11 protein-coding genes are annotated in these 14,065 nt (G+C 66.5%); 9 read left to right on the top strand and 2 right to left on the bottom strand.

Annotated elements, in window-relative coordinates; translation table 11 throughout:
• Positions 1 to 2,252, bottom strand: a 2,252-nt coding sequence (locus G3N96_RS04445; RefSeq protein WP_206136364.1) for a Tex family protein, incomplete at its 3' end; no start/stop codon positions are given.
• Positions 2,253 to 2,412: 160 nt separating this feature from the next.
• Here G3N96_RS04445 and G3N96_RS04440 point away from each other — a divergent pair.
• The 3 genes from G3N96_RS04440 (at position 2,413) to G3N96_RS04430 (ending at position 5,762) form a co-directional block, all read left to right on the top strand.
• Positions 2,413 to 3,165 carry a hypothetical protein gene (locus G3N96_RS04440; RefSeq protein WP_206136363.1) on the top strand — a complete coding sequence of 251 codons (753 nt, stop codon included), beginning with the start codon at positions 2,413 to 2,415 and terminating at the stop codon, positions 3,163 to 3,165.
• A gap of 76 nt (positions 3,166 to 3,241) precedes the next feature.
• A complete protein-coding gene (locus tag G3N96_RS04435; protein WP_006478692.1) occupies positions 3,242 to 3,457 on the top strand; it encodes a YdcH family protein in 216 nt (71 codons plus the stop codon).
• A 55-nt stretch (positions 3,458 to 3,512) separates the two neighbouring features.
• Positions 3,513 to 5,762, top strand: coding sequence for an ATP-dependent DNA helicase (locus tag G3N96_RS04430; RefSeq protein ID WP_206136362.1), 2,250 nt, complete (start codon positions 3,513 to 3,515; stop codon positions 5,760 to 5,762).
• Positions 5,763 to 5,882: 120 nt separating this feature from the next.
• On the opposite strand, the gene G3N96_RS04425 is transcribed toward G3N96_RS04430, so the two are convergent.
• The gene (locus tag G3N96_RS04425; RefSeq protein ID WP_011549700.1) at positions 5,883 to 6,707 is read right to left on the bottom strand and encodes an outer membrane protein assembly factor BamD; all 825 of its coding nucleotides are present in this window, start codon (positions 6,705 to 6,707) and stop codon (positions 5,883 to 5,885) included.
• A gap of 41 nt (positions 6,708 to 6,748) precedes the next feature.
• On the opposite strand from G3N96_RS04425, the gene G3N96_RS04420 reads away from it, so the two are divergent.
• The 6 genes from G3N96_RS04420 to phaR all read left to right on the top strand — a co-directional run bounded on the left by G3N96_RS04420 (position 6,749) and on the right by phaR (position 13,886).
• Positions 6,749 to 7,957, top strand: coding sequence for an RluA family pseudouridine synthase (locus G3N96_RS04420; RefSeq protein ID WP_124583583.1), 1,209 nt, complete (start codon positions 6,749 to 6,751; stop codon positions 7,955 to 7,957).
• Between the two features lie 6 nt (positions 7,958 to 7,963).
• The gene (pgeF, locus tag G3N96_RS04415; RefSeq protein ID WP_206136361.1) at positions 7,964 to 8,803 is read left to right on the top strand and encodes a peptidoglycan editing factor PgeF; all 840 of its coding nucleotides are present in this window, start codon (positions 7,964 to 7,966) and stop codon (positions 8,801 to 8,803) included.
• Between the two features lie 360 nt (positions 8,804 to 9,163).
• Complete coding sequence (gene phaC, locus G3N96_RS04410; protein WP_089425550.1) at positions 9,164 to 11,029, top strand: class I poly(R)-hydroxyalkanoic acid synthase; 1,866 nt, start codon at positions 9,164 to 9,166, stop codon at positions 11,027 to 11,029.
• A 99-nt stretch (positions 11,030 to 11,128) separates the two neighbouring features.
• Positions 11,129 to 12,310 carry an acetyl-CoA C-acetyltransferase gene (locus G3N96_RS04405; RefSeq protein ID WP_046197065.1) on the top strand — a complete coding sequence of 394 codons (1,182 nt, stop codon included), beginning with the start codon at positions 11,129 to 11,131 and terminating at the stop codon, positions 12,308 to 12,310.
• A 149-nt stretch (positions 12,311 to 12,459) separates the two neighbouring features.
• Complete coding sequence (locus tag G3N96_RS04400) at positions 12,460 to 13,200, top strand: 3-ketoacyl-ACP reductase (protein ID WP_124583329.1); 741 nt, start codon at positions 12,460 to 12,462, stop codon at positions 13,198 to 13,200.
• Positions 13,201 to 13,319: 119 nt separating this feature from the next.
• Positions 13,320 to 13,886 carry a polyhydroxyalkanoate synthesis repressor PhaR gene (gene phaR / locus G3N96_RS04395; protein WP_006485265.1) on the top strand — a complete coding sequence of 189 codons (567 nt, stop codon included), beginning with the start codon at positions 13,320 to 13,322 and terminating at the stop codon, positions 13,884 to 13,886.
• Positions 13,887 to 14,065: the final 179 nt, after the last annotated feature.

Here is a 14,065-nt window from a genome sequence, read left to right as displayed (position 1 = left end):
GCCGCGCCGCGCCCCGCGCTGCCGCGATCCTGGCCGCCGCGCGACGACATGCCGGGTGCCGCCGCGTCGTCGTCGAGGCGCATCGTCAGCGCAATGCGCTGGCGCTTCACGTCGACGTCGAGCACCTTTACCTTGACGACCTGGCCGGCCTTCACGACTTCGTGCGGATCCTTGATGAACTTGGTCGACATCGCGGATACGTGGACGAGGCCGTCCTGGTGGACGCCGATGTCCACGAACGCGCCGAACGCGGCGACGTTCGTCACGACGCCTTCGAGCGTCATGCCGGGCACGAGATCCGACACTTTCTCGACGCCTTCGCGGAACGTCGCGGTCTTGAATTCGGGGCGCGGATCGCGGCCCGGCTTCTCCAATTCGGACAGGATGTCGCGCACGGTCGGCAGGCCGAAACGTTCGTCAACAAATTCCGTCGGCGACAGGCCCGACAGCGCTTCGCGGTTGCCGAGCACGTCGTCGATGCGCTTGCTGATCTTCGCGAGCATCCGCTCGACGACCGGATATGCTTCCGGATGCACCGACGAGCGGTCGAGCGGATTCTCGCCGCCGTTGATGCGCAGGAAGCCCGCAGCCTGTTCGAAGGTCTTGTCGCCGAGGCGCGGCACCTTGCGCAGGTGCTCGCGCGACGGAAACGGGCCGTTCGCATCGCGGTAGTCGACGATGTTGCGCGCGAGCGTCGCGTTCAGGCCCGATACGCGGGCGAGCAGCGGGGCCGATGCGGTGTTTGCGTCGACGCCGACCGCGTTCACGCAGTCCTCGACGACCGCGTCGAGCGAGCGGGCGAGTTCGCGCTGGTTCACGTCGTGCTGGTACTGGCCGACGCCGATGGCCTTCGGCTCGATCTTCACGAGCTCGGCGAGCGGATCCTGCAGGCGGCGTGCAATCGAGACGGCGCCGCGCAGCGACACGTCGAGCTCCGGGAATTCCTTCGCGGCCAGCTCGGATGCCGAATAGACCGAAGCGCCGGCTTCCGACACGACGATCTTCTGCAGGCGCAGCTCCGGGTGCTTCGCGATCAGTTCGCCCGCGAGCTTGTCGGTTTCACGTGACGCCGTGCCGTTGCCGATGCTGATCAGCTCGGCCTGCGTCTGCGCGGCGATGCGTGCGAGTTTCGCGATCGAGCCATCCCAGTCGCGGCGCGGCTCGTGCGGGTAGATCGTGTCGGTCGCGAGCACCTTGCCGGTGCGGTCGACGACCGCGACCTTCACGCCCGTGCGCAGGCCGGGGTCGAGACCGATCACGGCCTTCGGGCCGGCCGGTGCGGCCAGCAGCAGGTCGTTCAGGTTGCGCGCGAACACGCGGATCGCTTCCGTTTCGGCCGTTTCGCGCAATTGCGTGAGCAGCTCGTTCTCGATGTGCGGCTGCACCTTCACGCGCCAGCACCAGCGGCATACGTCGGACAGCCACTTGTCGGCCGGCCGGTTCTGGTTCGCGATGCCGAAATGGCGCGCGATCATCGCCTCGCCGGGATGCGGCGCCTGCGCGTCGAGTTCTTCGCCGAGGCCGAGCTTGATCGTCAGCACGCCCGCGTTGCGGCCGCGGAACAGCGCGAGGGCGCGGTGCGACGGCACGGTCTTGATCGTTTCCGCGTAGTCGTAATAGTCGCGGAATTTCTCGCCTTCCTCGTTTTCCTTGCCCTCGACGACGGCCGACGACACGACGCCCTGGTTGTGCAGATAGTCGCGCAGCTTGCCGAGCAGCTCGGCCGTCTCGCCGAACTGTTCGGACAGGATGTCGCGCGCGCCGTCGAGCGCGGCCTTTACGTCGGCCACGCCCTTCTCGGCGTCGACGTACGCGGCTGCCTCGGCCTGCGGGTCGAGCAGCGGGTTCGCGAGGAGCGCCTGGGCAAGCGGCTCCAGGCCGGCTTCGCGGGCGATCTGCGCACGCGTGCGACGTTTCGGCTTGTACGGCAGATAAAGGTCTTCGAGCACCTGCTTGCTGTCGGCCGCGTCGATCGCGGCGCGCAGTTCGTCGGTCAGCTTGCCCTGTTCGTCGATGCTCGACAGGATCGACGCACGGCGATCCTCGAGTTCGCGCAGATACAGGAGGCGTTCCTCGAGCTGGCGCAACTGCGTGTCGTCCAGGTTGCCGGTCACTTCCTTGCGGTACCGGGCAATGAACGGAACGGTCGAGCCTTCGTCGAGGAGTTGCACGGCCGCCGCGACCTGGCGCGGCTGGACGGACAGTTCGGTGGCGATGCGCTGTACGATCTTGAGTGCTACGGTTTCCGTCATGTCGTGGATGATCTGCCTGCTGAAATCGCGGCGGGGGCCGGCAGGCCCGAAGCGGCGGGCTGCGTGGCGGGCCCGACGGGCCGGATGCCGCGGGTGAGTGAAGCGGGGCATTTTGCCATAAATGGCGGAGCGCCCAGCCGGGGGTGATAGAATTTGACACATGTCCCGCAGCTTTCCTACGACGTTGCCAACTTCCCGAATTTCTCTCGTCGCGCTCGGCGCAGCGCTCGCCGCGGCTTTGTCTGCCGGGCCTTCCGGCGCGTTCGCGCAAGCGTCGGACGCCACCGCGCCGGCCGCCGCCGCGGCGGCGCCCGTGACGGCCACGGCCGCACCGGATTTCGACGCCCGTCAAAAAGTGCTCAATCAACGCTCCGCAGAAAACGATTATCGTTATGCGGTGGCCGAGCACGATTGCTACAGCAAGTTCTTCGTCAATCACTGTCTCGGCAAGGCGCGTGAAAAGATGCGCGACGAGCGGGCGAGCATCCGCCAGGAGCAGCTCGCACTCAACGACGAGCAGCGGGCGGTGCGTGCGCAGCAGCGCGACCAGCAACAGGCGCTGAAGGCGGCGCAGAACGCGGCGGAAGCGCCGCAGCGGGCGGCGAACGATGCGGCAAACGCGGCTGCGTTCCGCGACAAGCAGGAGCAGAATGCGCTGAAGCAGGCGCAGCGTGGCGCGGAAGGGCCGCAGCGCGCGGCGAGCAAACAGGCATACGACCAGAAGCAGGGCGACTTCCAGCGCAAGCTCGACCAGGCGCACCAGCAGGCCGCGCAGAAGGCGCAGGAGCGGGCGGACAACGCCGCGCGCTACGAGCAGAAGCAGAAGGAAGCCGTGCAGCACAAGGCCGATGTCGAGCAGCGTCAGAAGGAAGCGGCCGAGAAGGCGCAGCAGAAGCAACAGCAGGGGCAGTAACGTGTTGGATTGATCGGGATCAGTCTCGGGCGCGCTGGCACGCCAGTCGGCGCGCTGCTTCGATGAGGAGGCAAGTATGCAAAACCGTCACACGGAACAGCAGCAGGAATTGCACAACCGTTTGGCTGCATTGCAGGAGCAGCACCAGCAGCTCGCTCGGGAGATCGAGCTGAAGGAAGGACACTCCGACATCGACGACATCACGCTGCACCGGCTGAAGAAGGAAAAGCTGGCGGCCAAGGACAAAATCATTTTGCTGCAATCGCAGCTGGAACCGGATAAGCGCGCCTGAGCGCGGCCTGGCAAGCGCCGGCGCCGCCCGGGCGCTGGACACAGGAACGCTTGCCTTGAATTCACCGCTTGAAGCCACCCCCGATGCCCGGCGCGACGTGTCGCCCGCCGGGCGCGCTCGTGCGCCCGAAGGCACCTTTGAGCTGAGCCGCAAGCGTGTCGATGAACTCGACACGATCTTCGGCGAAGGCGGATTGCTGGCGCGTGCGCTCGACGGCTACCGGCCGCGACAGTCGCAGATCGAGATGGCGCGCGCCGTCGCGTCCGCGATGGAAGCGTCCGCGCGCCGGATGCCCGAACCCGAGATCTTCGAAACCCGCAAGCGGCCGGCACGTCGCCTCGGTGACGGCGACAAGGCGGCCGAAACGGGCGCGGACGCCGCCGCGGCTGCCGAAGTCGACGGCGATGCCGGCGACAACACGCTGATCGTCGAGGCCGGCACGGGTACCGGCAAGACCTATGCGTACCTCGTGCCTGCGATGCTGTGGGGCGGCAAGGTGATTGTGTCGACCGGCACGAAACACCTGCAGGACCAATTGTTCGCGCGCGACATCCCGACCGTGCGCAACGCGCTGGCGGTGCCGGTGTCGGTCGCGATGCTGAAGGGCCGGGCCAACTACCTGTGCCACTACTACCTGCAACGCACGGCCGACAACGGCCGGTTGCCGTCCCGGCAGGATACGGCCTATCTGCAGGAAATCGTCCGCTTCGCGAAGATCACGAAGAGCGGCGACAAGGCCGAGCTCGCGAGCGTGCCGGAAACGGCGCCCGTGTGGTCGATGGTCACGTCGACGCGCGACAACTGCCTCGGCCAGGAATGCCCGCATTACAAGGATTGCTTCGTGATGCAGGCGCGGCGCGAGGCGCAGCAGGCCGACGTCGTCGTCGTCAACCACCACCTGTTCTTCGCGGACATCATGCTGCGCGATACGGGGATGGCCGAGCTGCTGCCGAACGCGAACACGGTCATCTTCGACGAAGCGCACCAGTTGCCGGAAACGGCGACGCTGTTCTTCGGCGAAACGCTGTCGACGACGCAGATTCTCGAACTCGCCCGCGACACGGTGGCGGAAGGCCTGAGCCATGCACGCGACGCGGTCGAGTGGGTGAAGCTCGGCGGCGATCTCGAGCGCGCGGCGCGCGACTTGCGCCTGGCGTTCGCGAACGACCAGATCGTCCGCATGTCGCTCGCCCAGCTCGGCGACGATCACCCGATGTTCGGTGCGCTCGACGCGCTCGAGGCTGCGCTCGACGCGCTGGCGTCGGCGCTTGCCAGCCAGGCCGAACGGGCGGAATCGCTCGGCGCGTGCCTGCGGCGCGCACGCGAGCTGCAGGACCTGCTGGCCGGCTGGGTCGCACCCGGCGCGACGGAAGCGGCGGCGAAGGCCGACGCAACGGCGGCCGGCGACAAGGCGGCATCCGACGGCGATCCGAACGAGAAGGTGCGCTGGGTCGAAGTGTTCGCGCATACGGTCCAGCTGCACGAAACGCCGCTGTCGGTCGCACCGATCTTTGCCAAGCAGCGCGCGGGCGTGCCGCGTGCCTGGGTGTTCACGTCGGCCACGCTGTCGGTGCGCGGCGACTTCACGCACTATGCGGCGCAAATGGGCCTCAGCTCGCGTCGCTCGATGACGCTCGCGAGCCCGTTCGACTACCAGTCGCAAGGGCTGCTGTACGTGCCGCGCAACCTGCCGCAACCGTCTTCGCCAGCGTTTACCGATGCCGTCTTCGACGCCGCGCTGCCGGCGATCGAAGCGTCCGGTGGCGGCGTGTTCATGCTGTGCACGACGCTGCGCGCGGTCGACCGGATTGCGTCGAAGCTGCGCGACGTGATCGAATCGCGCGGCTGGAACACGCCGCTGCTCGTGCAGGGCGATGCAAGCCGCACCGAACTGCTCGACCGTTTCCGTGCGTATGGCAACGCGATCCTGGTCGGCAGCCAGAGTTTCTGGGAAGGCGTCGACGTGCGCGGTGACGCGCTGTCGCTCGTCGTGATCGACAAGCTGCCGTTCGCGCCACCGGACGATCCGGTGCTGGCCGCGCGCCTCGACGCGCTGACGAAGAAGGGGCTGAGCCCGTTCGCCGTGCACCAGTTGCCGCAGGCCGTGATCACGCTGAAGCAGGGCGCGGGCCGGCTGATTCGTGCGGAGACGGATCGCGGCGTGCTGATGATCTGCGACACGCGGCTCGTCGACAAGCCCTACGGGCGCCGGATCTGGCAGAGCCTGCCGCCGTTCAAGCGGACCCGCGAGATCGCGGTCGTCCAGGACTTCTTCGACGAGCATCGTTCGGCAAAGCGCACGTGATGGTGCGTGCGTCGATCGTCGCGCGATCGCACCGGCGCCGCCCGAATGCGGCGCCCATAAAAAACCCGGCTCGATGGCCGGGTTTTTTGTTCGTGCAGCGCGTGTCGCACGGTGCTTTCGTCAGAACTGCCACCACGACTTCTTCGCGCCGGGGCGCGAGTGGCCCGTGACGTACGGGCTGTCGGGGAACGTGCCGGCGAGCACGCGCTTCGTGTCCTCGGCGAGTTCCGGCTGGTTCAGCTTGCCGTACGACAGGATCATGATGTGCAGTGCGTCCTCGATCGCCGGCGCGCCCTTGTAGTCCTTGATCGCGAGCTGCGCACGGTTGATGGCCGCCACGTAGGCGCCGCGCCGGTAGTAGTAGTCGGCCGCGTGCACTTCGTGCGATGCGAGCGCGTTGACGATGTAGCGCATCCGCGCGGCGGCGTCGGGCGCGTACTTGCTCTTCGGGAAGCGGTCGACGACGACCTTGAACGCATCGTACGATTCGCGCAGTGCCTGCGGATCGCGCTCGCTCATGTCCTGGCCGGAGAAGCGGCCGAACAGGCCAAGATCGTCGTTGAAGTGGATCATCCCCTTCAGGTAGTACGCGTACGGGATATCCGGATGATCGGGGTGGAGCTGGATGAAGCGATCGACGGCCTGGTCGGCGGCGGCCGCTTCGTTATCCTTCCAGTTGCAGTATGCAACGTTGATCTGCGCCTGCTGCGCGAAATGGCCGAACGGATCGCGACCTTGCAGCGATTCGAAATATTTCGCGCACTTGCCCCAGTCGCCGCCGGACAGTGCGTCCTGGGCCTCTGAGTATAATTTGTTGTTCGACCAGGTAGCCGTCTCGTCCTGCTTCTGCGGCAAGCCGTGGCAGCCGGCGATGAGGGCCGCGGCCGCTACCGCCGCAGCCCGGGCGGCGACGGTTCTGGCCGTGCGTTTGGTCGAATTCATCATGCTCGCATGTCCTAGCTTCAAGTCTCGGTGACCCAGTCTAAATGACCCGTTCAAGTTCGCAGAATGCCCAGCCGGGCACACCAAATCGCGAAGATTATAGCCCAAGCGATCGGCCCGCCGACGCCGCCTCGGGGGATTCCCTCGATGACGATCTGACCGGCGACGCAATGCAGCCGCCCGTCGTGCCGTCCGCGGCGGTCGATGAAGCGCCGCGCGTCGTCGAAGTGCCGATGTCGCTCGCGGGCGAACGCCTCGACAAGGCGCTCGCCCAACTGTTCCCCGAATTCTCGCGCAGCCGCCTGCAGAGCTGGATCGAGGCGCAGCGCGTGCTCGTCGACGGCGCGCCGGCAAAGATCCGCCAGCCGGTGCCGCTCGGCGCGAAGATCGAGCTCGTGCCCGACCTGCTCCCCGAGCAGCTCGCCTTTACGCCGGAGCCGGTGCCGCTCGACGTGATCTACGAGGACGACGCGCTCGTCGTCATCAACAAGCCGGCCGGCCTCGTCGTGCATCCGGCCGCTGGCAACTGGAGCGGCACGATCCTCAACGGGCTGCTGCATCGCTACGGCGACGCGGCGGCCGGACTGCCGCGCGCAGGGATCGTCCACCGGCTCGACAAGGAAACGTCGGGCCTGATGGTGGTGGCGCGCACGCTGGCCGCGCAGACGGACCTCGTGCGCCAGTTGCAGGCCCGCACGGTGAAGCGCCGCTATTTCGCGCTCGTGTGGGGCACGATGCCCGAGGAAGGCACGATCGACGCGCCGATCGGCCGCGATCCGCGCGAACGCACGCGCATGGCCGTCGTCACGGGGGCATCGGGCAAGCCGGCGCGCACGCATTTCCGCACGGTTGACACATGCCTGTGGCAACGTCAGCCGGTTTCGGCGATCCAGTGCGATCTCGAGACCGGTCGCACGCACCAGATCCGCGTGCACTGCGCGCATGCCGGCCATCCGCTGCTCGGCGATCCGGTGTACGGGCGTGCACGCGGCAAACGCTCGGTCACGCCGCTGCCGGACGGGTTCGCGCGACAGGCGCTGCATGCGTGGCGGCTCGGCCTCGTGCATCCGGTCACGGGCAAGGCGATGCAGTGGCGTTGCCCGCTGCCGGACGACATGAACACACTCGTCGCGGCGCTCGGCTTCGGGCAGGGCGATGAGGAATTCGACGACGATGACGGTGTCTACGACGATGACGATTTCGGCGGCGAGTATCACGACGACGAGCCGGACCTGGACGATGAGGAGGAGTGAGTGCCGATGACGAACCTGGCGCCGTTGACGTGGCAGGACTGCGTACAGCCCGACTGGCAGGTGTCGCCGCGCGTGCGCGCGCTGATCACGACGCGCGACGGCGGCGTGAGCGAAGGCCCGTACGGGCGCTGGCAGCGCGGCGACGCGCTGCCGGGCGGGATGAATCTCGGCCTGCATACCGGTGACGACCCGGCCCATGTGGCAGGGAATCGCGCACGCTTGCTGGCGCTGGCAGGCCAGTCGAGTGCTGCGTGGCTCGAGCAGGTTCACGGCGCGCAGATCGTGCATGCGGACGAGGTGATCGCGGCGGCGCCCACGGCTACGGCGCCGGTGCAGGCCGACGCGAGCGTCACCGACCGCGCGGGCGCCGTCTGTGTCGTGATGGTCGCGGATTGCTTGCCGGTGCTGCTGTGCGACACGCAGGGCCGTGCCGTCGGCGCCGCCCATGCGGGCTGGCGCGGGCTGGCGGCCGGCATCGTCGAGCAGACCGCGGCGCGTGTCGCGGCACTCGCGGGCGGTGCGACGGACGCGCTTCACGCGTACCTCGGGCCGGCGATCGGCCCGCGGGCGTTCGAGGTGGGCGCCGACGTCCGTGACGCGTTTCTCGACACGGCCCCGCAGTCGGAGCATGATGAAACCCGGCTTGCGTTCGTCGCGATCGATGGCGCGCCGGGCAAATTTCTTGCCGATCTCCATGCGCTCGCGCGCCTGCGTCTCGCGCGTGCGGGCGTTACGCACGTGAGCGGCGGGACGGCCTGCACGGTCACCGAACAGGCACGCTTCTATTCGTACCGGCGCGATCGCGTGACGGGCCGCATGGCAGCTGCGATCTGGCTGGCCGATTGACGGAATGCGCATGCGCGTGGAGTTTATTGCGCCGCAAAATCGGGTTATCTCGATATTTCGGCCGCGATGCCGCGCTGCATGCGCGATTGAATGAAAAATCCCGAAGTCAAGTCAACCAAAATGTTTTATGTTTCGCCGGAACCCTTGTCCCGCCTGTTGTGCGAGGATTATCTCCGTACGGAAATGTTCAGCGGTTTGACATGGCGCTTCACATGGGGAAAACGATAATGATAAAAATACCGCACTGCGGCAGAATCTGGAGACGCCTCTCCAGAGCATGACGGCCCGGCTCGCAGCCGGCACGCCGCGCGCGAGCAGGATTTCACGATAGACGCTCACGAATCACCGGTAAGGCAGGTAATGACAGCATCGAAAAAATCGTCGACGTCCGCTCAGGCGGGCACTTCCCCGGGCAGCATTGGTTTCGATCCGGCCGCCCAGCCGATGCAGCAGATGTTCGAGTCGTGGTTGAACGCGTGGCGCGGTTTTGCGGATCCGGCACGCGCCGCGACTGCGTCGGCCACCGTGAATCCGTTCGCCACATTCCAGTTTCCGACATCGTTCCCGTTCCAGATGCCGTCGATGCCCGATTTCGGCGCGATGGCGTCGCCGTTCGCCGGGTTGAAGCTGCCGGCCGCCGCGATTCCGCCCGAGCGGCTGCAGGCGCTGCAGGCCGACTACGCGCGCGATTGCATGGCGCTGATGCAGCAGGCCGCCGCGGCGAAGCTGGAGTCGCCCGAACTGAAGGACCGCCGTTTCAGCGGCGATGCATGGAAGGCGTCGCCGGCGCATGCATTCGCGGCAGCCTGGTATCTGCTCAACGCGCGCTATCTGCAGGAACTGGCCGACGCGCTGCAGACCGATCCGAAGACGCGCGAGCGTATTCGTTTCACGGTCCAGCAATGGACGGCCGCCGCCGCGCCGAGCAACTTCCTCGCACTCAATCCCGACGCACAGAAATCGATCCTCGAAACGCAGGGCGAAAGCCTGCGGCAAGGGATGATGAACCTGCTCGGCGACATGCAGCGCGGCAAGATTTCGCAGACCGACGAATCGCAGTTCGTGGTCGGCAAGAACCTCGGGTGTACTGAAGGCGCGGTCGTCTACGAGAACGACCTGATCCAGCTGATCCAGTACACGCCGAAGACGGACAAGGTGTTCGAGCGGCCGCTGCTGATCGTGCCGCCTTGCATCAACAAGTTCTACATCCTCGACCTGCAGCCCGAGAATTCGCTCGTCGCGCATGCGCTGTCGAACGGCCATCAGGTGTTCCTCGTGTCGTGGCGCAACGCGGACGCATCGGTCGCGCACAAGACGTGGGACGACTACATGAACGAGGGGCTGCTCGCGGCGATCGACGCCGTGCAGCAGGTCAGCGGCCGTGAACAGATCAACACGCTCGGCTTCTGCGTCGGCGGCACGATGCTCGCGACCGCGCTCGCGGTGCTGGCCGCGCGCGGCGAACATCCGGCCGCGTCGATGACGCTGCTCACCGCGATGCTCGATTTCACCGACACCGGCATTCTCGACGTGTTCGTCGACGAGGCGCACGTGCAGATGCGCGAGCAGACCATCGGCGGCAAGAACGGCACGCAGCCGGGGCTGATGCGCGGCGTCGAATTCGCGAACACGTTCTCGTTCCTGCGGCCGAACGACCTCGTGTGGAACTACGTCGTCGACAACTACCTGAAGGGCCGCACGCCGGCGCCGTTCGACCTGCTGTACTGGAACAGCGATTCGACGAGCCTGCCGGGCCCGATGTACGCGTGGTACCTGCGCAATACCTATCTCGAGAACAAGCTGCGCGAACCGGGCGCTTTGACCGTGTGCGGCGAATCGGTGGACCTGACGCTGATCGACGTGCCGACCTTCATCTACGGTTCGCGCGAGGATCACATCGTGCCGTGGCAGACGGCCTATGCATCGACGTCGATCCTGTCGGGCCCGCTGAAGTTCGTGCTCGGCGCGTCCGGTCACATCGCCGGCGTGATCAATCCGCCGGCGAAGAAGAAGCGCAGCTACTGGGTCAACGACAGCGACCTGCCCGAATCGGCGGACGACTGGTTCGCCGGTGCCACGGAGCACCCGGGCAGCTGGTGGACGACCTGGGTCGAATGGCTCGACCAGTACGGCGGCCGCAAGGTGGAGCCGCCCGCCCAGCCCGGTACCGCGCAGTTCCCGGTGATCGAACCGGCGCCGGGCCGCTACGTATTGCAGCGCGATTGACGAAACCCGGACAGCGGCGCAGGCTGTCCGGTGCACCGCAGTTTTTTTAACAGGGCCGGTAGCGATGCGCCGTGTCGTGCGGGCCTGGAGGAAAGGGAAATGACGGACGTAGTGATCGTATCGGCCGCGCGGACCGCGGTCGGCAAATTCGGCGGTTCGCTTGCGAAGATTGCGGCGCCCGAGCTGGGCGCGACGGTGATCCGCGCGGTGCTGGAGCGTGCGGGCGTGAAGCCCGAGCAGGTCAGCGAAGTGATCATGGGCCAGGTGCTGACGGCCGGTTCCGGGCAGAACCCGGCACGGCAGTCGCTGATCAAGGCCGGGCTGCCGACGGCAGTGCCGGGGATGACGATCAACAAGGTGTGCGGCTCGGGCCTGAAGGCCGTGATGCTGGCGGCGAACGCGATCGTCGCGGGCGACGCGGAGATCGTGATCGCAGGCGGCCAGGAGAACATGAGCGCGTCGCCGCACGTGCTGCCGGGCTCGCGCGACGGGTTCCGGATGGGTGACGCGAAGCTGGTCGACACGATGATCGTCGACGGCCTGTGGGACGTGTACAACCAGTACCACATGGGCATCACGGCGGAGAACGTCGCGAAGGAATACGGGATCACGCGCGAGGAGCAGGACGCGTTCGCGGCGCTGTCGCAGAACAAGGCGGAAGCCGCGCAGAAGGCCGGCCGCTTCGACGACGAGATCGTGCCGGTGGCGATTCCGCAACGCAAGGGCGAGCCGCTGCAGTTCGCCACCGATGAATTCGTGCGTCACGGCGTGACGGCGGAATCGCTGGCCGGGCTGAAGCCGGCGTTCTCGAAGGACGGCTCGGTGACGGCGGCGAATGCGTCGGGGCTGAACGACGGCGCGGCGGCAGTGCTGGTGATGTCGGCGCAGAAGGCGGCGGCACTGGGCCTGACGCCGCTGGCGCGGATCAAGGCGTATGCGAACGCGGGCGTGGATCCGAGCGTGATGGGGATGGGCCCGGTGCCGGCATCGCGCCGTGCGCTGGAGCGCGCGGGCTGGACGCCGGGCGACCTGGACCTGATGGAAATCAACGAGGCGTTCGCGGCGCAGGCGCTGGCGGTGCACAAGCAGATGGGCTGGGACACGTCGAAGGTGAACGTGAACGGCGGGGCGATCGCGATCGGCCACCCGATCGGCGCGTCGGGCTGCCGGATCCTGGTGACGCTGCTGCACGAGATGGCCAAGCGCGATGCGAAGCGCGGGCTGGCGTCGCTGTGCATCGGCGGCGGGATGGGGGTCGCGCTCGCGGTCGAGCGTCCGTAAGCGGCCCTCCGTAACCGGCAGTCCGTCAGCGGTCGTTCACAACAAGCGAACCGAATTCGTGTGCCGGCCGATTGCGGCTTCGGCCGGCGTCACGTGAAGTCAGAGGGGGCATCCGGCAGCTCTCGAAACCAAAAAATGGAGTGAGATTTATGTCTCAGCGAATTGCGTACGTAACGGGCGGGATGGGCGGCATCGGCACCAGCATCTGCCAGCGCCTGTCGAAAGACGGCTTCAAGGTGGTCGCAGGTTGCGGCCCGAACTCGCCGCGCCGGGTGAAATGGCTCGAGGAGCAGAAGGCGCTCGGGTACGATTTCATCGCGTCGGAAGGCAACGTCGGCGACTGGGACTCGACCAAGGAAGCGTTCGACAAGGTCAAGTCCGAAGTCGGCGAGATCGACGTGCTGGTCAACAATGCGGGCATCACGCGTGACGTCGTGTTCCGGAAGATGACGCACGAAGACTGGACCGCCGTGATCGACACCAACCTGACGAGCCTGTTCAACGTGACGAAGCAGGTGATCGACGGGATGGTCGAACGCGGCTGGGGCCGGATCATCAACATTTCGTCGGTGAACGGCCAGAAAGGGCAGTTCGGCCAGACCAACTACTCGACCGCGAAGGCCGGTATCCACGGCTTCACGATGTCGCTCGCCCAGGAAGTCGCGACGAAGGGCGTGACGGTCAACACCGTGTCGCCGGGCTACATCGGCACCGACATGGTGAAGGCGATTCGCCCGGACGTGCTCGAGAAGATCGTCGCGACGATCCCGGTGCGGCGTCTCGGCGGGCCGGAGGAAATCGGTTCGATCGTCGCGTGGCTCGCGTCGAACGATTCCGGTTTCGCGACGGGCGCAGACTTCTCGCTGAACGGCGGCCTGCACATGGGCTGAGCGTCCGCGCTGCGCGGGCCGGGTGGCCGCGCAGCCGGACGTTTTCCGAAGGCCCCCGCCTCCCGGATTCGGGCGGCGGGGATTCGTCACTTCCGCTACGCTGCACTCAAAGGCGTTACATGACTACTACAAAGAAGACGGCCGAACGGCTCATCAAGAAGTACCCGAACCGTCGGCTCTACGATACCGAGACAAGCACGTACATTACGCTGACCGACGTGAAGCAACTCGTGCTGGAGCAGGAGGACTTCAAGGTCGTCGATGCGAAATCCAACGAAGACCTGACGCGCAGCATCCTCCTGCAGATCATCCTCGAGGAGGAAAGCGGCGGCGTGCCGATGTTCTCGTCGTCGATGCTGTCGCAGATCATCCGTTTCTACGGGCATGCGATGCAGGGCATGATGGGCACGTACCTGGAAAAGAACATCCAGGCGTTCATCGACATCCAGAACAAGCTCGCGGATCAGTCGAAGAACCTGTACGAAGGCAATGCGATGAATCCGGAAGTCTGGTCGCAGTTCATGAACATGCAGGCGCCGATGATGCAAGGGATGATGACCAGCTACATCGAGCAGTCGAAGAACATGTTCGTGCAGATGCAGGAGCAGATGCAGAACCAGGCGAAGTCGATGTTCAGCACGTTCCCGTTCAAGCAGCCGGGCGCGTCGGAGCCGGAAAAGAAGTAACGGTTTCGCGGCAGGCCGACCGCGCCGGGCGACCCGTCGGGCGTCGGTGCCGCGAAGCGGCGCGGCGCGGGTCGGCCGATCGTGCATTCGGGCGCGACGATGTGCGGCCGCCGCCTGCCGGACCCTCTCGCCGACGGTCGTTCATGACCGTCGGCGCCGAATGCGCATCCCGGGTTCGG

Source organism: Burkholderia sp. Se-20373, assembly GCF_017104705.1.
Lineage (GTDB): Bacteria > Pseudomonadota > Gammaproteobacteria > Burkholderiales > Burkholderiaceae > Burkholderia.
Note: the sequence above shows the minus strand (reverse complement) of the source record. Positions and strands in the feature narration are given on the sequence as shown.

Bases quoted from the DNA above. Each gene is read 5' to 3' on its own strand.
- G3N96_RS04440 (WP_206136363.1), top strand. From the start codon at position 2,413: ATGTCCCGCAGCTTTCCTACGACGTTGCCAACTTCCCGAATTTCTCTC.
- G3N96_RS04435 (WP_006478692.1), top strand. From the start codon at position 3,242: ATGCAAAACCGTCACACGGAACAGCAGCAGGAATTGCACAACCGTTTG.
- G3N96_RS04425 (WP_011549700.1), bottom strand. From the start codon at position 6,707: ATGATGAATTCGACCAAACGCACGGCCAGAACCGTCGCCGCCCGGGCT.
- G3N96_RS04420 (WP_124583583.1), top strand. From the start codon at position 6,749: ATGACCCGTTCAAGTTCGCAGAATGCCCAGCCGGGCACACCAAATCGC.
- pgeF (WP_206136361.1), top strand. From the start codon at position 7,964: ATGACGAACCTGGCGCCGTTGACGTGGCAGGACTGCGTACAGCCCGAC.
- phaC (WP_089425550.1), top strand. From the start codon at position 9,164: ATGACAGCATCGAAAAAATCGTCGACGTCCGCTCAGGCGGGCACTTCC.
- G3N96_RS04405 (WP_046197065.1), top strand. From the start codon at position 11,129: ATGACGGACGTAGTGATCGTATCGGCCGCGCGGACCGCGGTCGGCAAA.
- G3N96_RS04400 (WP_124583329.1), top strand. From the start codon at position 12,460: ATGTCTCAGCGAATTGCGTACGTAACGGGCGGGATGGGCGGCATCGGC.
- phaR (WP_006485265.1), top strand. From the start codon at position 13,320: ATGACTACTACAAAGAAGACGGCCGAACGGCTCATCAAGAAGTACCCG.